Raw genomic sequence first — 17,321 nt, forward strand, 5'->3', positions numbered from 1 at the left:
GGCTAGACAGCTGGCGTAGAACCTTGTTCAAATTTATGATTGTGGTAGAAATGTAATTTTTGCTATGAAGAGAGACGCCTGCAAGGCAAAACTACTTGTTCTAACTTGATTCTGAAGAATTATTTCATTGGATAGTTTAGCTGGATTTGAGTGATAGCATAGATCTATTAAATGATCTGTATAAGGTAATAAAGGAAATGATTAGCTATTTAGTTTTTAGATGAGCGTCTAGTTCGACGACGCAATACTATTACGCTCGTAATGCAATATTTCCCAAGGTAAAATAATTGATTTGTAAGGGTTTAAGGGCTGTTGAGGGTAGTGATGGGCTAAAACCCTTGCTCAACACGGCCAAAATCGCTGAAATCCTTATATAGCAATGGTTTTGCTTGGGTCGTTTAATGAGGGAGATGATGGCTAGCCGTCATCCCCCTTCTTGTTGAAAAGGCAGAAGTGCCCCTCTCAGTTTGACAGTGTTGTTAGTATTTTGATCGGGGGCTTGGTAGAGCTCAATATTTTGCCTTGTAGTGATTTTGGTTAGTCTTTCCATCTGGTAGCGGCGGACTGTACTTGTGCTCATCAGTGCTGTAGCTTGGCGTCGAACCGATAAGGAGCCATCTCAAATTTATCTTTGAGAAAAAACACAGCTGTTTGTTGTTTTAAAGATCTTGTTTGAATACTGTTTGTAGCGCTTCAAAGATATTGATGTACAAGGCTTTCAGCGATCGTTTCGGCAGAGCTCTGCCGAAAGTGACCTCGTTTCAGCAGGATTCTGCCGGGTTATGCCCGTTTTCTGGCAGAACTCTGCCGAGCATTTTTGAGCAGAGGCTCAGCTAAGTGGGAAGACCAGTGCACTTCGATACCCCACTGCATAGGCTATGAGAAAATGTGCTCTGTGCCAGTAGAGCTAAAAAATGGACTAGATTTGGCCCGTTCTGCTCTGTGCCAGTTGTCTCAAAGCCTGATTCCGCTGTTCTATCTAAAAGTCGTAGCCAAACCTCTCTATTGACTTGAATGCTTTGTGTAGAGAGGTCTTTCGCAGCAGGTCCAACCGTGGAGTAGTTGCGGCGCGGGGCAGCTATTCAGCTCGAACTGCTTCTAATTTTACCAACGAGCATAGGGCGACGTTTCCGTCGCCAAAAACCTTATTAGCTTTTGCTCAATAGTTCACGAGTCCTCAGAAAAGCTGTGCGTTGGTCAAATGTGTCGATTTAGTCAATGCTTGACATAGATTTGTGCAAATGAGATTGCAAACTTAAGTTTTCTCCTGCTTTATATCCCTCACCCCCGGATTGTTGATTAGAGCAGGCGGTGGTAGCCTCAAAAGTCGTGAAACCCCTCTTGCTGCTCAGGATGCTTGATTAAGCCATAGGGGACAACTCATTTTGCAATTAACTGATAGGTGCAGCTATGGCATTACGTCTCAAACTGCCCGCCTGGTCTATAGGGGTGCTCCTACTGGGGCCAATTCTGACCGGATGTGCCTCAAGCTCAACTGGGTCAAGTGCTTCTACGCCAGCCTCCAATGCTTCTGCAGAGCAGATAGTCCTGGCGATTGGAGGAGAGAGCGAGGAAGGGTATGACCCTACCCTAGGCTGGGGCCGCTACGGTTCACCCCTGTTTCAGAGCACATTGCTGCAGCGCGATGAAAACCTTGAAATCGTCAATGACCTGGCGACCGACTACACCGTTAGCGAAGACGGCAGAACCTGGACGGTGACGATTCGCCAAGACGCTCAGTTTTCTGATGGGGAGCCGCTGACAGCAGCCGATGTTGCCTATACCTTCAACAAGGCAGCAGAGAGCGGCGGCCTGACCGATGTAACGGTACTAGAAGAAGCTGTCGCCACTGACGACTACACGGTGGAGCTGCGGCTGAAGCAGCCCCAAAGCACCTTCGTCAACCGCCTGATCACCGTGGGCATTGTGCCGGAGCACGCCCATGGTCCTGACTATGCTCGCAACCCCATTGGCTCTGGCCCCTATCAACTTGTCCAGTGGGACGAGGGGCAGCAGCTGATTGTCGAAGCTAACCCCAACTATTACGACGAAGCCCCTGGAATTGGGCGACTCGTTTTTCTATTTACCGAAGAAGACGCTGCCTTTGCGGCGGCCCAAGCTGGACAGGCCCAGGTGGTCAGCGTACCTCAGTCGCTGGCGGTGCAGAGCATTGAGGGCATGAAGCTCTACGACGTTGCCAGCGTGGATAACCGGGGGCTGATGTTTCCCTTTCCTGACGGGGGGAGTAAGACTACGCCAGACGGTAAACCCGTGGGCAACGCCGTCACCTCAGATCGGGCAATTCGGCAGGCGGTGAACTACGCCGTGGATCGGCAGGCGTTGGTAGACGGGGTGTTGGAGGGCTACGGATCGCCTGCCTACGGCCCAGTAAGCGGCCTGGCTTGGGAAGAACCGAGTGCCAATATTAAAGATGCTGACCCGGAGCGCGCTAAGCAGATTTTGGCAGATGGGGGCTGGAGCGACAGCAATAGCGATGGTGTCGTTGAGAAAGATGGCTTAAAGGCCGAATTCACCCTACTCTACCCAGCTAGCGACAGTACTCGCCAGGCTTTGGCGTTGTCGGTTGCGGAAATGCTCAAGCCTGTGGGTATTCAGGTCAATGTTGAGGGCAAGAGCTGGGATGAGATTACTCCCCTAGCGCACAGCAACGCGGTGCTGTTTGGTTGGGGCAGCCACGACCAGACGGAGATGTACAACCTCTACCACAGCAAAGCGGCCCAGGGCGATTTTTACAACGCGGGCTACTACGCCAACCGGGCCATTGACCAAAGGCTAGACCTGGCGATGGGGGCCCCTTCAGAGGCAGAAGCGATCGCATTCTGGCAAGCGGCCCAGTGGGACGGCCAGGAGGGGTTCACGGCCAAGGGCGATGCCGCCTGGGCCTGGCTGGTCAACCTCAACCACACCTACTTTGTCCACGAGTGCCTGGACATCGGCCAACCCCAGGTTGAGCCCCACGGCCACGGCTGGCCCGTTACTGCCAACATTGCTAGCTGGACCTGGACATGCAACTAAAGCCAATTCTGCTGTTTTTCGGCTACAAGCTAGTGCGGCTGGCGCTGCTCCTGGTCGCCGTAGCGGTGCTAACCTTTGGCCTGATGAGCCTGTCACCCATTGACCCGGTGCAAGCCTACGTTGGGGCCGACGTGCTGCAGGTCAGTGCCGCCCAGCGAGAGCTGATCGCTCAGCGCTGGGGCCTGGATCAGCCGATGATTGTGCGCTTTTGGGACTGGTTTGGGCAAATCATTCAGGGCAACTGGGGCACCTCAATGGTGTTTAACCAGCCGGTTTTGCAGGTGATCGGCCAGCGGTTTCAGGTGTCGCTACAACTGCTTGCAATCGCATGGCTCCTGTCTGGTCTGCTGGGGCTAGTGCTGGGCGTGCTGGCCGGGGCTTTTGAGGGCACCTGGATTGACCGGGGCATTCGTCTCTATGCTTACACTCTGGCGTCGTCGCCGACGTTTTGGGTGGCGCTGCTGCTGCTGATTCTCTTTTCGGTGTCACTGCGGCTGACCCCGATTTGCTGTGCAGCTCCGCCGGGGGTGCTGGCCCAAAACGTTACTTTCTGGCAGCATCTGCACCATCTGCTGCTGCCCGCCCTCGCCCTGAGCATCATTGGCATTGCCAGCATTGCCCTCCACACCCGCCAGAAGCTGATCGATGTGCTGCACAGCGACTATGTGCTGTTTGCTCGCGCTCAGGGCGAGAGCCTCTGGGGTATCTTGCGGCACCACGGACTGAGGAACATCCTGCTGCCCGCGTTAACCCTGCAATTTGCCTCCCTCAGTGAGCTATTTGGCGGCTCGGTGCTGGTGGAGCAGGTGTTTGCCTATCCGGGGCTAGGGCAGGCGACCGTGCAGGCAGCGTTGCGCAGCGATGTGCCGCTGCTGGTGGGCATCGTTTTCTTTAGCGCCCTGTTTGTTTACACCGGCAATACCTTGGCCGATCTGTCTTACCAGGTGATTGACCCACGCATCCGCATTGGCGGCAGGACGACCGCATGACCACCCTTGCACCTCCCCAAATTCGCGCTGCCAAACAGCGGAGCAGTCGACGGCAGCAGACCCTTTGGACCATTGGGCTATGTGCCTTCTTTTTAGCGGCCATCATCTTCAGCACCTGGGTGATTGGCGATGCTGGACTTAGCCCGGTATTGACCCAGCGCAACCAGCCCCCCTCCCTAGCCCATCCCTTTGGCACCGACTGGTTGGGGCGAGACATGCTGACGCGATCGCTCCACGGCATGTCCCTCAGCCTGCGGGTGGGTCTGCTGGCCGCCACCGCCAGCGCGCTGATTGCCACTCTGCTGGGGTTAGCGGCAGGCACGTTGGGCGGCTGGGTTGATGCCGTTATCTGCTGGATTATCGACGTGTGCTTTAGCCTGCCCCACCTGGTGCTGCTGATTTTAGTTGCCTTTGCGGTCGGGGGCGGCACCCGGGGGGTAATCATCGCCGTAGCGCTGACCCACTGGCCTAGTCTGGCCCGCGTCATTCGAGCAGAGGTGTTGCAGGTCAACAGCTCCGACTATGTGCAGCTCTCCCATCGGCTGGGTCGCTCTCCCGCCTGGATTGCCCGCCACCACATGGTGCCCCACGTCATTCCTCAGCTGCTGGTGGGGTTGATTCTGCTGTTTCCCCACGCCATTTTGCACGAGGCAGCGCTGTCGTTTATCGGCATTGGCATTTCGCCGCACCTGCCTGCCATCGGCATTATTTTGGCGGAGTCGATGCGGCACCTATCTACCGGCTACTGGTGGTTGGGGGTGATGCCCGGTTTGCTGCTGCTGCTGTCGGTCAAAGCTTTTGACTGGCTGGGCGAAAATCTGCGGGCGTTGCTCGATCCAAAGACGAGTCAGGGGTAGCTATGCTGTCAGTTTCAAATCTCAGCGTTACGTTTACCCAGTACGAGCAGGGGCTGCGCCGCAAGCAGCTCACGGTGATCACTGACCTGGATTTGGAGGTCAAAGCCGGGGAAGTGGTGGCGGTGGTGGGCGCTAGCGGGTCGGGTAAGAGCCTGCTGGCCCACGCCATTTTGGGAATTTTGCCGGAGAACGCGACCGTCGGCGGCACAATGCTGTTTCAGGGTCAGCCGCTGACGCCCCAACGGTGGCAGCAGCTGCGCGGCAAGGCCATTGCTCTGATTCCTCAGTCGGTGGGCTACCTCGATCCGCTGATGCGGGTGGGGCAGCAGGTGCAGCGGGTGGCCCAGCTCAACGGCCTATCTAAGCCTGCGGCCCGAACGACGGTGAAGCAAACCTTTCATCGCTACGACTTGCCGCCCCAGACCGGTCGCTGCTACCCGTTTCAGGTGTCGGGGGGAATGGCGCGGCGGGTGCTGGTGTCTACGGCGGTGGTCAGCCAGGCCGACCTGGTGATTGCCGACGAACCCACTCCTGGCCTGCACCCCGATGTGGTGGTCGAAACCCTGAATCACCTGCGGGAGTTGGCCCAGGAAGGGCGCGGGGTAATTCTCATTACCCACGACATTCAAGCGGCGCTGATGGTGGCTGACCGGGTAGCGGTGTTTTACGCCGGCACGACCGCAGAGATCGCCTCGGCTCAGGACTTTGCTACCAGGAACCTGCGTCACCCCTACACCCAGGCGCTCTGGCGATCGCTGCCCCAAAATGATTTTGCGCCGGTACCCGGTAACCAGCCCAGCCCTGAGGCGCTGCCGGTGGGCTGCCTGTTTAGCGATCGCTGCCCCTGGATGACAGAGGCCTGTCTGCCCGAGCGACCGGCGCTGCGGGCAGTGCGAGGTGGTTTAGTGAGGTGCATTCATGCTGACCGGTGAAGGACTTTGGTTTCGCTATGCGCCCCAGCTGCCCTGGGTGGTGCAGTCCCAGTCTCTGACCGTGAAACCGGGCGAAGTCGTCGGACTGATGGCCCCTTCTGGCTTTGGCAAAACAACCCTAGCTAAGCTGTTGGCAGGCTATTTGATGCCCACCCAAGGCGGGGTGAGCGTAGACGAGCAGCCGCTTCCTGCCCGGCGGTACTGCCCAGTGCAGCTCGTTTTTCAAAATCCGGAGCTGGCGGTCAACCCGCGCTGGCGCATCGACCAGATTTTGCGCGAAGGCCATCCCCCCCAGATGCATCAGCTCGATGCTCTGGGCATTCACCCTGGCTGGCTCAGCCGCTACCCCCACGAGCTGAGCGGCGGTGAGCTGCAGCGAATTGCGATCGCCCGCACCCTCAACCCCCAGACCCGCTACCTGATCGCCGACGAAATGACGGCCATGCTCGACGCCAACACCCAGGCGCTGATCTGGCAGGCCGTTCTGGCCTACACCCGCTCCCATCAGATCGGGGTTTTGGTGGTCAGCCACGATTGGCCTCTGATGAGGCGGCTGTGCGACCGCATCCTCGATTTGGCCGCCACACAAGACCACCGCACTCTAATTTCTCAGTAGCCGCAGCCCGCTCAGCGTCACGATTACCGTCGAGCCTTCGTGCCCTAGCACGCCCAAGGGCAACGTCAAATTGCTTGGAAAATTCGAAATCAGCAGAATCACGATAAACCCAAGGGCAAACACTATGTTTTGTTTGACCACGCTCTGAGCCCGACGGCCCAGGCATCGTGTGCGCCCCCTTAGTGTGGCTTACAGCCTGCTAGCTGATTGAGCAGCAGCAAATCGAGCCCGCCCTCGTCATTGGCATGCCGATTGGGTTTAGCTATGCCTCAGCGGCAAAGCGGCGACTGGCGGCGACAAAAGTTGCTCACATCACAATTAAGGCAGCCTCGGCGGTGGGCTTTTAGCATCAGTGGCGTTAAATTCTCTAGTAGAAATGCTCATTGAAAAGCCGGATTGTCACTGTTACCTGACCCGTTCTTAGCTTCAATCCCTGTCCCAGTCGCGCAAAATCCGCATTCTCTCGTTTCCGCCTAAGCCCGAAGCTATACATTCCACGTTGAGTAGTTGCCTGCGCGCAATTAGCCAATCTGACTTGCCCCACGCCCTTACTCACAAAAGAGCTGCCAAGAGAGATTGTGATGCTGCTCTACGGCGCGGGGCAGCTATTCAATCTGTCATCACTACAGCTATGCAAGGGCTAGACTAACCGGCCTCCTTAGTATTAGCCAAAACGGACTAGCACTATGCCTCGATAGACGGCTGTATAGCGTAACCGGCAAAGGTCACCTCAAAGCCATCTCCTTCGGGGGAAGCAGCCATGATGCCTATCTGAAGGGCGGGCGCGTCTTGGAAGTAGGTCAACCGAAAGGGCCTGAAGTCACCGTTTTCATCCCTGTAGAGTAGCTCAATCGCCTCGCCCCGCCGTTCTAGCCGCAGCCGCAGCGTTTCAGGGGCCTTGGTTAGCGCCACCATCGACCAGTCAGAGTAGTCATGGGTGACGACGGCGCTCAGGTTTTGCACTCCGTTCACGTACTCAATACCCGCTTTCAGCCAGTGGTTGTTGTCAATGTGCACCATCAGCCCCGCTTGGTCGTAGAGGTCGCGATACTGTCCCACAATCGTGACCTCGGCTACGAAGTCTCCGGTGATAGTTTCGTAGAAAAAGTGACCGCTGTGGCGAATAAAGCCATAGTGGGTAATCCGCCAAAAGTCAGTGTTGGGGGCGGTAGTGAGGGTAATTTGCTGGTCGGTTTGTGCCCACTGGGGCGGTTCATTGAGCCATTGCATGGGGTTTTCTCACAGCGTTCAAACGACAAAAAGAGAGACGGGGTTATGCAGCGAGCCTAGACCGTCTCTTCTAGAGACAGCAGGAACTGCCTGAGGAGCGGCACGAGTAGGTCTAGCTCGTTGGGAGTAGCAAATTGTGCCAGCAGTTCGTGTTCTTTGGCAAACAAGACTGGCATCACCGCATTGGCTAGCTCAATACCTTTAGAAGTGAGCTGCACAATCACGCTGCGGCGATCGCCCGCATCCCTGAGGCGCTCTACAAGGCCGTCCTGCTCTAGGCGGTCGATGCGGTTGGTCATTGCCCCAGACGATAGCATCAGCAGGCTATACAAATCCGTGGGCTTGAGCTGATAGGGCGGCCCCTGGCGGCGTAGGGTAGCCAGCAGATCAAAGGACCAAACGCTCAGCCCAAACTCGGCCAGCAGGGCTTCGCGATGTTTTTCGAGTAGACGGGCAATGCGCAGCACCCGGCCAATCACGCTTAGAGGTGAGACATCTACCTGGGGTAGCTCGTGCTGCCACTGCTCAAGAATGTGGTCGATTCTGTCTAAGTTCATGGAGTGATTATATCTTGATATCGAGACTCTTGACATTCATCTTTATGCTCACTATCTTGATATCGAGATAGTTTTTAAGCAAGCAAATGCCCGAAGGATTAGCCATGAACGTATTACTCACCAGCGCCACCGGCTACATTGGCAGTGCCGTTGCCCGTGCCTTGCAGGCCAAGGGGCACCGAGTTGTTGCTCTGGCTCGGTCGGCGGCAACCGTCCAGCGGCTTGAGTCATCAGAAATTCGACCCCATTGGGGCGACTTGACCGATGGGGAAAGTCTGCGGCAGGCGGCGACCCAGGTGGATGCCGTCATTCACACCGCTGCCACTAATGATGCCGCCATGGCCGCAGTTGACCGGCAGGCCGTCGAAACCCTGCTAGCAGCTCTGGCTGGTACCCAAAAGCCTTTCATTTACACCAGCGGCATCTGGGTGATGGGCAATACCGGGGCAACCGTTGCCGATGAAACGTTTCCCCTCAATCCGCCCCCGCTGGTAGCCTGGCGACCTGGGGTAGAAGACCTCGTGCTAGCTGCGGCGGAACAGGGAGTGCGATCGCTGGTGATTCGTCCGGCCCTGGTCTATGGCCATGGCGGCGGGCTGCTGGCTATGCTCACCCGGACTGGACAAAGCCAGGGTGCCGTGCCCGTGATTGGCGCTGGGCAGAATGCCTGGTCGTTCGTGCATGTGGATGACCTGGCAATGCTGTATGTTGCCGCGCTGGAGCAGGCTCCAGCGGGTACGGTGCTGATTGGTGCCAGCGGGGAGTCGGTAGCCATGGGCCGGGTGGCCTTGGCCACTGCTGAGGCCGTTGGCATTGGAGAGCGATTGCAAAGGCTTTCACTAGACGAGGCCCACCAAACTTGGGGCGACCTGGCGGATGCCCTAGCGCTCGATCAACGGGTATCAGGCGATCGCGCTAGGCATTTGCTTAATTGGGTGCCAGTGGCCCCTTCGGTACTGACTGAATTGACCCAGGGATCCTATCGATTAGGAGCGATCGCGGCTTAAGTCTGAAACCGACGCTAGACACAATGCCTTTCAGGCTTGACCCAAACTGAAGTTTTTTCGAGGCAATTTCTCAATGGTTTCCCTGCGCTTGTCTGATTTGCAAAAGGTGGCTTCTCGCTGCCAAATTTGTCTCTTTTTGGGGCTAGCCCTGGGGAGTGGGGCGCTGTTGCCCATTCAAGCTAGCTTGAATGCCCAATTAGCGCGATCGCTCGACTCAGTACCCCTGGCGGCAGATATCTCCTACCTGACGGGCACCGTTGTGCTCATGGCCCTGCTGTTGAGCGGTCGGTTTGATCCGCCGGATTGGTCAGCCCTGGGCCAAACTCCCCGCTGGAGCTGGGTGGGGGGCGTGTTGGGGGCCTGGTACATCACCTCTAGCACCTACTTTGTTTCGGTGCTGGGGACGACGCTCACCTTGGGTTTAGTGGTGGGCGGGCAGGCGATCGTGGGCGTCATCACCGACCACCATGGTTGGTTGGGTGTGCCCCGGCATCGTCTGACGCCCCATCGTCGCGTTGCCCTAGGGCTGTTAACTGTTTCGCTCTTTTTGCTCACTCAACCGAGGTAATGATCGATGGATATGTTAATTGCGCTGTTGGGTGCAGCGTCGGGAGGTGGATTTTTGTCAGTGGGCGCGGCGGCCAATGCCCAACTGCGGCAAACCCTGCATTCTCCTATTGCCGCTGCGGCTATCAATTTTATGGTGGGATCGAGTACGCTAACGCTGCTGCTGGTGCTGTGGGTATTTGGCCCGCAACAGTTAGATCGACTGGGGCAGGTGCCGTGGTGGGCCTTTGGTGGGGGCGGTCTGGGGGCTATCTATGTGACAGTGAATACGCTGGTGGTGTCGCAACTGGGGCTGACGACCACTACCCTGGCGGTGGTGTGCAGCCAAATGGTGCTATCGCTGGTGATTGATCAGTGGGGTTGGTTTGGCCTGGCACCCCACCCTATCAGCGCGGCCCGCGTGGTGGCGATTGGGTTGCTGCTGGGGGCAGTCACTCTGACCCAGCTCGACCGTAATAGCCCTGCCCCCGATGCCCGTTCAGTTTCGTCGTGCGATCGCTAGTCGGGAGTGTTATCTCTGCGCCTTTGCATGGGTTGGTGCTGACGCGGTCGACCTTTCACCGGATGAATACTTCTCGGTATCAGGGTGCAGAAAACAACGCTGAGAGTTTTGGGAGCACTTGTAGAGCTAGGCTGATGGGGGCGATCGCCGATAGAGCCTCCTCCTAGCCTCACCAGCTCACCGAGCTCGCGTGGTGAAATTGAGTAAGTTTTGCAAGCTTAGGTCGCAGATTAGCAGAGTAGTTGCCTGCGCGCGCAACTAGCCATTCTGGCTTACCTCACATCTAGCCTTACGACTTCTTCACTAGCCCCTTTGGCAGTGCAGGTTGTTTCTCCAGGGGACTAGAGGTGTCTGCAGGAATATTGTCTACGTTGTCAGCCACCTTGATGTAGATAACGTGTCATTTACATCAAGGGCCAAGGGCAAAACAAACTGGCAATCAACGCGCCTACCGCCTGCACGACCTGAAGCATGACCTAGCGCAACGACTCTTAACCACCCCAACCGGTTCAAGCGAGAGATTTACCAGGGGTAGTGGCTCACCAAAGCAAACTTGGCCTTGGGCTACAGGGAACGGTCGCGGGTCTACGAATGACCTCACTGGGCAAGGGCCTGGGCCTGACGAAACTCCGCTAGCTCTGCCTTGGTCCACACGTAGTCTTGGCAGACCTGGCAGGCTTGGCGATCGCTGTCGCTAGTGGACCGGGTAAAGCGGGGATGGTGTATAAGACGGCTACAGCAGGTGTGCAGCCAGTCTGTCCAACTGCCCCCTGGCCACAGGCGCAGGGTGCGGTCGCGGCTGGCGGAGACAATGCGATCTCCAGTGGGGCTAAAGGCCACCGAGAAAACCGCGTCGGAGTGGCCTTCAAAGGCGCCGCCGATCTGCTGCCCGTCGAGGTCCCACAGGTGCAGGGTGCGGTCGCGGCTGGCGGAGACAATGCGATCTCCAGTGGGGCTAAAGGCCACCGAGAAAACCGCGTCGGAGTGGCCCTCAAAGGGACCGCCGATCTGCCGCCCGTCGAGGTCCCACAGGCGCAGGGTGCGGTCGGTGCCAGCGGAGACAATGCGATCCCTAGTGGGGCTAAAGGCCACTGCCCAAACCGCGTCGGAGTGGCCTTCGAAGGGACCGCCGATCTGCCGTCCGTCGAGGTCCCACAGGCGCAGGGTGCGGTCGGTGCCAGCGGAGACAATGCAGTTTCCAGTGGGGCTAAAGGCCACTGCCCAAACCGAGTTGGAGTGGCCTTCAAAGGGACCGCCGATCTGCTGCCCGTCAAGGTCCCACAGGCGTAGGGTACCATCGCTACCAGCGGAGACAATGCGATCCCCAGTGGGGCTAAAGGCCACCGACAAAACAATGTTGGAGTGGCCTTCAAAGGGACCACCGATCTGCCGCCCGTCGAGGTCCCACAGGCGCAGGGTGCGGTCGACGCCAGCGGAGATAATGCAATTTCCAGTGGGGCTAAAGGCCACTGCCCAAACCGCGTCGGAGTGGCCTTCAAAGGGACCACCGATCTGCCGCCCGTCGAGGTCCCATAGGCGTAGGGTGCCATCGCCGCCGGCAGAGACAATGCGATCCCCAGTGGGGCTAAAGGCCACGGACAAAACCGCGTCAGAGTGACCTTCAAAGGGACTGCCGATCTGCCGCCCGTCGAGGTCCCACAGGCGTAGGGTGCCATCGCTACCAGCGGAGACAATGCGATCCCTAGTGGGGCTAAAGGCCACTGCCCAAACCGCGTCGGAGTGGCCTTCAAAGGGACCACCGATCTGCCGCCCGTCGAGGTCCCATAGGCGCAGGGTGCCGTCCCGGCTAGCGGAGACAATGCGATCTCCGGTGGGGCTAAAGGCCACCGAGAAAACCGGGCCAGAGTGGCCTTCAAAGGGACTGCCGATCTGCCGCCCGTCGAGGTCCCATAGGCGTAGGGTGCGGTCGCTGCCAGCGGAGATAATGCAATTTCCAGTGGGGCTAAAGGCCACCGAGAAAACCGGGCCAGAGTGGCCCTCAAAGGCGCCGCCGATCTGCCGCCCGTCGAGATCCCACAGGCGCAGGGTGCCGTCCCGGCTGGCGGAGACAATGTAGTTCCCGGTGGGGCTAAAGGCCACCGACAAAACGTTTCTGGTATGGCCCTCAAAGGCACCGCCGATCTGCTGCCCGTCGAGGTTCCAAAGGCGCAGGGTGCGGTCGTCACTGGCGGAGACAATGCAATTTCCAGTAGGGCTAAAGGCCACCGACACAACTGGGCCAGAGTGGCCCTCAAAGGGACCGCCGATCTGCCGTCCGTCGAGGTCCCACAGGCGCAGGGTGCCGTCGCTGCCAGCGGAGACAATGCGATCTCCAGTAGGGCTAAAAGCCACCGACAAAACGTCTCTGGTATGGCCCTCAAAGGCACCGCCGATCTGCTGCCCGTCGAGGTTCCAAAGGCGTAGGGTGCCGTCGTCGCCGCCGGAGACGATACGGTCCCCAGTAGGGTTAAAGGCCACCGTATGAACCAAGAGCGAATGACCCTCCAGCCGTAGCCGTTCGCAAGGGTGGGTAAAAGCGCGGTGCAGGGCGTCTTGCACTGGGGCGATCACCTCGCCTTGCAGAGCATTGAGGCTAGTGCTCAACGCCTTGATAGTCAGCAGGGTTTTGTCTACAGCATTCGCTCCGGGCAGGTTGGCAATGCGGCTGCATTCCGCTCGCAGCTCGGCCTCGGCCAGCCTGTCTACCAGCTCCTGTACCTCCGCCTGACGACCAAAGAAAAACTCCTGCGTGTCGGCAGTAAAGGCTCCCAGGCCCTGGTGAGGCTCGGGCGGGGGCGGCAGCGGGGCGAGTTGGTTTTCAACAATTGCTTTGAGGCGGCGGGCCAGCTTCAGCAAAGTTTCATCTTGCTCGGTCTGGGGCATGGCTGTGAGAGGACGGCTCACCGAGTTTACCGCCTGAATCGAGGCCAGGGCGATTTCCTCTGGCCCCTGCACCGGGTCGGGATACTTAAAAGTGATCTCGTCGTAGAGGCTGTGGCGCACAATCAGCGGCAAAATGACGACGCCCCGCTGCTGGGCGTTTTTTAGCAGCACCGGCAGCTCGTTATTGTGGATGTACTCCGAGGCCAAAAACGCTGGGCTGACCAGCAGCACCGCCGCCACCGCCTGCTCCAGGCTAGCCTGAATGGTGCAGTGCCAGTCTTCTCCCGGTTCTACGTCGTTGTCAGCCCAAGCTTTAGCCAGCCCTTGGAGCTCCAGCGACCCTAGCATTTGCAGCAGGCGATCAAGCCAGCGTTGGCTAGGGTCGTCGCTGGCATTGTCGCTGCGGGCGTAGCAGATGAAGATGCGGGGCAGGGCGGCCATAGGCGACCAAAATTAGGCAGATACCCCTTTTATATACGTAAGGTTGAGTAGTTGCCTCCCGGCGCAGCTATCCGGTTGCCCATCCCTTGACTTCCGACCGAGGGCAATTAAAACAAAGCCCCCAGCGATCGCCAGGGGCAGATGTGAAATTCCATTTACGCCAAATAGCTTACCCCTGCTACCGCCCCCACTGACGAGGGCACCATGGGTAAGCAGCGGGCAGGAATCCTGAATCGTAGATGCACCCTAATAACTAACCCCCACCGGCACCGCTGGCCTGTGGGGGTTTTTGTTGAGTCTCTGCAAGATCGCGCTACAGCAAACTCAATTGCTGCATCCTGGGCTGTCCTACTTCATCGGGTATCGCTGGCCTTAGCTCGGTGAGGTAGCCTTTCCAATCAGCCCCGGTATCAGCATCGACGTGACCGTATTTATAGCCCACCTTAGACACAGTGCCTAACCGGCCATCGGGCAAGACAACGCGATCGCCGTAGGCAAAACCGTGGGGTTGAGCTGGTGCAATTCGAGAGGGGTGTAAGGGCATTGCCAGGACATATTTGCTATTCCTAAATAGCTCTGCTGAGCGTGTGACAGTTAGGTGTGGGCGGCGTGGGCGCTCAAGCGTGGGCGAGGGCGGTGTGGGTGGGTGTGGGCAGCCGTGGGCGAGGGCACCCACACCCTTATTTTTGGCTCACCCACGCCCACACCTAGATTGTGCCAGTTACCTGGTAGCGCTCAGTGCTCCCATCCTCATACCGCGTAATTTGGCCCTCGGAAATCATCAGGACTAAGATGTCTCGTACCTCATCAACCGATGCCCTGGGGCTATCAGTTGAGCGAGTGCAAGCGCCTCTAATTTCCCTCGCCGTCTTGGCCTCGCCGTGCCCCTTCAGGTAATCCAAAATCCTCAAGCCTAGGGGTTTGGGTTCGGTCGTTTCCTGGGGTTGCCGCTGAGGCTGCTGCGGTGCGCTGGTGCCATCCCCAAGGGGGCATTTAATTAGGGGCTTCAACTTCCCTTGAAACTCGGGTAAGACATCGTGGTAGATGTCCTCATCCTCACCCAGCCACAGCTGCAAGTAGCGGTTAGGGTTGCTGAGAATTTCCTCGCGTTGCTCAGTGGTGAGCCGTAGCCCGCCCATCTTTTCAATCACCGAGAGGGCCAACCGCCGCCTACTTTTCAGGGGCAGCACCATCCTGAAGTTTTGCTGCAACAGGTCAAGGTCGATACCCAACGGCCCTGCGTTTTTGGTCTGAGCCAGCAGCACCCCATAGGCCGCGATCGCCGCCCCCTGGGTGGCAATCTCAATCTGTAGCCCAGCGAGAGCATCAGCTAGGCCTTTCACCTTGCTGCGCTTGGCATAGGTCCGAATTTGAATCGCCTCATCGAAGACGAACCACTCCGGCTCGGTATCGGTGCCCTCAGCATGGGCAGCCAGCTTCGCCCCCCATTGGGCGAGCAACCATTGCAGCTGCTTACCCTTCTCATCAGGCGTGCCCCAGAGCACGTAGCCCTCCCAGTGGGCCGGCACCTGGTCGGTGGCCTTGGTGCTCACGTAGTTGACGCGAGCGTGGCCGTCGAGCAAGCAGCGGAGGGCGTTGCTTTTGCCCTCCCGGCTACCCGCCAGCAGCAGGAAGTGAGGGCAGTCGGGGTCAAGTTGGATCGGGACAAACGGCACCGGGGCAGCATTAGCCAATGAGGGGCTAGGTGAGGCTGCCTCCAGGGGCTTTGGGGGCAGTTGTGGCCGTGCCTTTGGTTTACCCAGCAACCCTAGCGACTTGGCCAATGTTTCAGCCTCGTCTGAGAGCCTGAGCTCACGAGCGATCGCCTGGGCTAGTTCTGCCTGGACCTGGTCGGCACCGACCTCGCCCTGGTACGCTCGCAGCTGCTTTTTATCCAGCAGGTGGGCAATTAGCCCATCGCTGACGGCCTCGATTTGGTCGCTGTTGCGCTCATTAGCGTCCCAGGCCAGGTAGAGACCATAGGCCAGCGCCGCTAGGCCCGTGAGGGGATTCAGCAGGCTACCGAGCACAAGACCACCGGCTAAGCCACCCCCGATATAGAGTTTGGGGTTGTGCATCCCTTCAGCGGCATCTTCGGCGGTATCAATCCAGAGGGGGTGGGTTTTGACTAAATTGCTCATGATGGTTTCACCAAAAAGTAAGGGGGCATCGTTGCCCCCGGTTGCCGTGTGTTCTAACCGTGGGCCCGTTTCAGGTAGTGCCATTGCAGACCCAGAAACAAGATGAAGCGCACCATCAGCTCAAAGCAGAACAGCATGGTGACGATCAGACCGACAGAGCCCCAGTTGATCAGCCCCCATTGGCCGGTGAAGATGACAAACACCAGCTGCCCAAACCCGCCATCAACGGGAGGGAAGACGGTTAAGCAAATGCAGGTATCGACGATATAAGCTGCCAGGCTAGCCCGGTTGGCGGTGCGGATGCTGAGCAGAGGGAAGCGGTTGTACCACTCCTTGAGGCGCACGAGGGCGGGATCGTCGTCTTCATTTACCTGGAGCTGGTCCGCGGTATCGGCCTCGAGGGCAATCAGACGCATCAGCTTGCGGTCGTGCTTCAGCAGAATGGGGTAAGTTTCTGCCGTCTGGATGAAGGCCCACAGCATGGCCCCAGTGGGGATTGAGATGAGGGCCAGGGCGCGGTTGCCAAAGAAGCCTACCAGGCCTTGCAGGTCGAAGATGTTGACCAGGGCCAGGGATACCGCTTTGCAGTAGGGCAGCATATTGGCGGCGGCCACGATGCAGGCCACGCAGATCGCCAGCCAGTAAAGCAGCTGTCGTGCTGTCTTGGCCCCTGAGTTTTGACTGCGTTTTGAGGATTTGGTCTCTGAATCTTGGGAACGGGCTGACCAGTTTTTTCCGTAATAGGTCGTCATGGGTTCGATCCTCCAAAGGTGTGCTGGGCTTAGTTTGAGGGCATGTAGTAGGCGGCCCCCTGGTACTGGTTCATGCGCCAATCGACTAGGGACTTATCGCCGGTAAAGGCCATCTTTTGAGTGACGCCTGGAGTGCTGGTGTCGCTGTCGTCGTCGGTAATGACGCCGGTGTTGCCGTGGGCATCGCAGACAATCGAGCCTACTGGAATGGGTTGATTGGAAGCGCTGTCTATGACTGGAAGGTTGAGCACGAGGGAGACATAGCGCTGCTGGTCGACACTCACCACTGGGATGCAGCCGTCTTGATAGCGGGCGATCGCCACCTCGTTTTTTTGTGCCTGCTCCTGCTGGCTCAGGGTGAGCTCAGTCATGTCATCGCCGATACGACTGGCCTCGGCACGGGCGGTGGTGACTTTCGAGGCGAAGTTGCCAAGGTTGCTAACGCTGGGTATCGCGGTGCCAATGATGGCCAGGGCGAATACACCGTGGATCGGTTTCATAATGTCGGTATGTCCGTTTACGTAATGGTTTTCGGGCCAGCCCCCAGCCCTGGTCTGCCAACCGGCTGGGGGTTCTTAGTGGGCAACGAAAAGCGCGATCGCAGCCCCAGCGAGAGCTAGGGCAAACAGAATTAGGCAGCGGTATCGGCCTCGGTGGGCTTTCCCAGGCTTTGTAGCTGCGCCAGGGCATCGGCTAAGGCAGTCGTTTCGTCGGTCTGTGCCTGGTCAATCTGCGCTGTTTGTAAGCGATAGAGGCGCTGCTCTAGAGCTAACTCCTGCGCCTTGGCTGCAATCGCACCTTGGGCCTGCTT

General features: G+C 58.2%; 16 protein-coding genes and 1 pseudogene. 9 read left to right on the forward strand and 8 right to left on the reverse strand.

Going from position 1 to position 17,321, the window contains the following annotated elements; translation table 11 throughout:
- Positions 1-1,410 precede the first annotated feature (1,410 nt).
- The 6 genes and pseudogenes from H6F59_RS24180 to H6F59_RS27745 form a co-directional block, all read left to right on the forward strand.
- On the forward strand, positions 1,411-3,036 hold the full coding sequence (locus H6F59_RS24180; RefSeq protein ID WP_190706936.1) for an ABC transporter substrate-binding protein: 1,626 nt from the start codon (positions 1,411-1,413) through the stop codon (positions 3,034-3,036).
- Positions 3,027-4,025, forward strand: a complete 999-nt coding sequence (locus H6F59_RS24185) for an ABC transporter permease (protein ID WP_190706939.1) — start codon at positions 3,027-3,029, stop codon at positions 4,023-4,025. The genes H6F59_RS24180 and H6F59_RS24185 overlap by 10 nt, the downstream gene beginning before the upstream one ends.
- Positions 4,022-4,882 (forward strand): ABC transporter permease, encoded by an 861-nt coding sequence (locus H6F59_RS24190; RefSeq protein ID WP_190706944.1) that lies wholly within the window; start codon positions 4,022-4,024, stop codon positions 4,880-4,882. The genes H6F59_RS24185 and H6F59_RS24190 overlap by 4 nt, the downstream gene beginning before the upstream one ends.
- A gap of 2 nt (positions 4,883-4,884) precedes the next feature.
- Entirely contained in the window at positions 4,885-5,814 is a 930-nt protein-coding gene (locus H6F59_RS24195) for an ABC transporter ATP-binding protein (RefSeq protein ID WP_190706947.1), read from the forward strand.
- The gene (locus H6F59_RS24200; RefSeq protein ID WP_190706951.1) at positions 5,801-6,430 is read left to right on the forward strand and encodes an ABC transporter ATP-binding protein; all 630 of its coding nucleotides are present in this window, start codon (positions 5,801-5,803) and stop codon (positions 6,428-6,430) included. The genes H6F59_RS24195 and H6F59_RS24200 overlap by 14 nt, the downstream gene beginning before the upstream one ends.
- 173 nt (positions 6,431-6,603) lie before the next feature.
- Positions 6,604-6,854 (forward strand): annotated as a pseudogene (locus H6F59_RS27745) (precorrin-8X methylmutase); the annotation flags it as partial.
- A gap of 260 nt (positions 6,855-7,114) precedes the next feature.
- Here the strand turns inward: H6F59_RS27745 and H6F59_RS24210 are convergent.
- Entirely contained in the window at positions 7,115-7,660 is a 546-nt protein-coding gene (locus H6F59_RS24210; RefSeq protein ID WP_190706955.1) for a DUF1349 domain-containing protein, read from the reverse strand.
- A 56-nt stretch (positions 7,661-7,716) separates the two neighbouring features.
- Positions 7,717-8,217 (reverse strand): MarR family winged helix-turn-helix transcriptional regulator, encoded by a 501-nt coding sequence (locus tag H6F59_RS24215; protein WP_190706958.1) that lies wholly within the window; start codon positions 8,215-8,217, stop codon positions 7,717-7,719.
- Positions 8,218-8,321: 104 nt separating this feature from the next.
- Between H6F59_RS24215 and H6F59_RS24220 the strand changes: the two genes are divergently transcribed.
- The 3 genes from H6F59_RS24220 to H6F59_RS24230 all read left to right on the forward strand — a co-directional run bounded on the left by H6F59_RS24220 (position 8,322) and on the right by H6F59_RS24230 (position 10,293).
- Positions 8,322-9,224, forward strand: coding sequence for an NAD-dependent epimerase/dehydratase family protein (locus H6F59_RS24220; protein ID WP_190706961.1), 903 nt, complete (start codon positions 8,322-8,324; stop codon positions 9,222-9,224).
- 73 nt (positions 9,225-9,297) lie between these two features.
- Complete coding sequence (locus H6F59_RS24225; protein ID WP_190706964.1) at positions 9,298-9,792, forward strand: DMT family transporter; 495 nt, start codon at positions 9,298-9,300, stop codon at positions 9,790-9,792.
- Positions 9,793-9,798: 6 nt separating this feature from the next.
- Positions 9,799-10,293, forward strand: coding sequence for a DMT family transporter (locus H6F59_RS24230; RefSeq protein ID WP_190706967.1), 495 nt, complete (start codon positions 9,799-9,801; stop codon positions 10,291-10,293).
- A gap of 597 nt (positions 10,294-10,890) precedes the next feature.
- On the opposite strand, the gene H6F59_RS24235 is transcribed toward H6F59_RS24230, so the two are convergent.
- From H6F59_RS24235 to H6F59_RS24260, 6 genes are all read right to left on the reverse strand, one after another.
- Positions 10,891-13,617 (reverse strand): TIR domain-containing protein, encoded by a 2,727-nt coding sequence (locus H6F59_RS24235; protein ID WP_190706970.1) that lies wholly within the window; start codon positions 13,615-13,617, stop codon positions 10,891-10,893.
- A gap of 313 nt (positions 13,618-13,930) precedes the next feature.
- Complete coding sequence (locus H6F59_RS24240) at positions 13,931-14,161, reverse strand: hypothetical protein (RefSeq protein ID WP_190706972.1); 231 nt, start codon at positions 14,159-14,161, stop codon at positions 13,931-13,933.
- Positions 14,162-14,324: 163 nt separating this feature from the next.
- Positions 14,325-15,758, reverse strand: a complete 1,434-nt coding sequence (locus tag H6F59_RS24245; protein ID WP_190706976.1) for a hypothetical protein — start codon at positions 15,756-15,758, stop codon at positions 14,325-14,327.
- Between the two features lie 53 nt (positions 15,759-15,811).
- Positions 15,812-16,510: a hypothetical protein gene (locus H6F59_RS24250; protein WP_190706979.1), complete on the reverse strand. Its 699-nt coding sequence runs from the start codon at positions 16,508-16,510 to the stop codon at positions 15,812-15,814.
- 29 nt (positions 16,511-16,539) lie between these two features.
- Positions 16,540-17,010 (reverse strand): hypothetical protein, encoded by a 471-nt coding sequence (locus H6F59_RS24255; RefSeq protein WP_190706982.1) that lies wholly within the window; start codon positions 17,008-17,010, stop codon positions 16,540-16,542.
- A 131-nt stretch (positions 17,011-17,141) separates the two neighbouring features.
- Positions 17,142-17,321 (reverse strand): hypothetical protein (locus tag H6F59_RS24260; protein WP_190706986.1); only part of this gene is annotated, 180 nt, incomplete at its 5' end.

The sequence above is a fragment of the Nodosilinea sp. FACHB-141 genome, from assembly GCF_014696135.1.
GTDB lineage: Bacteria > Cyanobacteriota > Cyanobacteriia > Phormidesmidales > Phormidesmidaceae > Nodosilinea.

Excerpts from the sequence above, each read along its gene's own strand:
- H6F59_RS24190 (WP_190706944.1), top strand. The coding sequence starts at position 4,022 with ATGACCACCCTTGCACCTCCCCAAATTCGCGCTGCCAAACAGCGGAGC.
- H6F59_RS24200 (WP_190706951.1), top strand. The coding sequence starts at position 5,801 with ATGCTGACCGGTGAAGGACTTTGGTTTCGCTATGCGCCCCAGCTGCCC.
- H6F59_RS24250 (WP_190706979.1), bottom strand. The coding sequence starts at position 16,510 with ATGACGACCTATTACGGAAAAAACTGGTCAGCCCGTTCCCAAGATTCA.
- H6F59_RS24180 (WP_190706936.1), top strand. The coding sequence starts at position 1,411 with ATGGCATTACGTCTCAAACTGCCCGCCTGGTCTATAGGGGTGCTCCTA.
- H6F59_RS24240 (WP_190706972.1), bottom strand. The coding sequence starts at position 14,161 with ATGCCCTTACACCCCTCTCGAATTGCACCAGCTCAACCCCACGGTTTT.
- H6F59_RS24215 (WP_190706958.1), bottom strand. The coding sequence starts at position 8,217 with ATGAACTTAGACAGAATCGACCACATTCTTGAGCAGTGGCAGCACGAG.
- H6F59_RS24210 (WP_190706955.1), bottom strand. The coding sequence starts at position 7,660 with ATGCAATGGCTCAATGAACCGCCCCAGTGGGCACAAACCGACCAGCAA.
- H6F59_RS24225 (WP_190706964.1), top strand. The coding sequence starts at position 9,298 with ATGGTTTCCCTGCGCTTGTCTGATTTGCAAAAGGTGGCTTCTCGCTGC.
- H6F59_RS24255 (WP_190706982.1), bottom strand. The coding sequence starts at position 17,010 with ATGAAACCGATCCACGGTGTATTCGCCCTGGCCATCATTGGCACCGCG.
- H6F59_RS24245 (WP_190706976.1), bottom strand. The coding sequence starts at position 15,758 with ATGAGCAATTTAGTCAAAACCCACCCCCTCTGGATTGATACCGCCGAA.
- H6F59_RS24235 (WP_190706970.1), bottom strand. The coding sequence starts at position 13,617 with ATGGCCGCCCTGCCCCGCATCTTCATCTGCTACGCCCGCAGCGACAAT.
- H6F59_RS24185 (WP_190706939.1), top strand. The coding sequence starts at position 3,027 with ATGCAACTAAAGCCAATTCTGCTGTTTTTCGGCTACAAGCTAGTGCGG.
- H6F59_RS24230 (WP_190706967.1), top strand. The coding sequence starts at position 9,799 with ATGGATATGTTAATTGCGCTGTTGGGTGCAGCGTCGGGAGGTGGATTT.
- H6F59_RS24220 (WP_190706961.1), top strand. The coding sequence starts at position 8,322 with ATGAACGTATTACTCACCAGCGCCACCGGCTACATTGGCAGTGCCGTT.
- H6F59_RS24195 (WP_190706947.1), top strand. The coding sequence starts at position 4,885 with ATGCTGTCAGTTTCAAATCTCAGCGTTACGTTTACCCAGTACGAGCAG.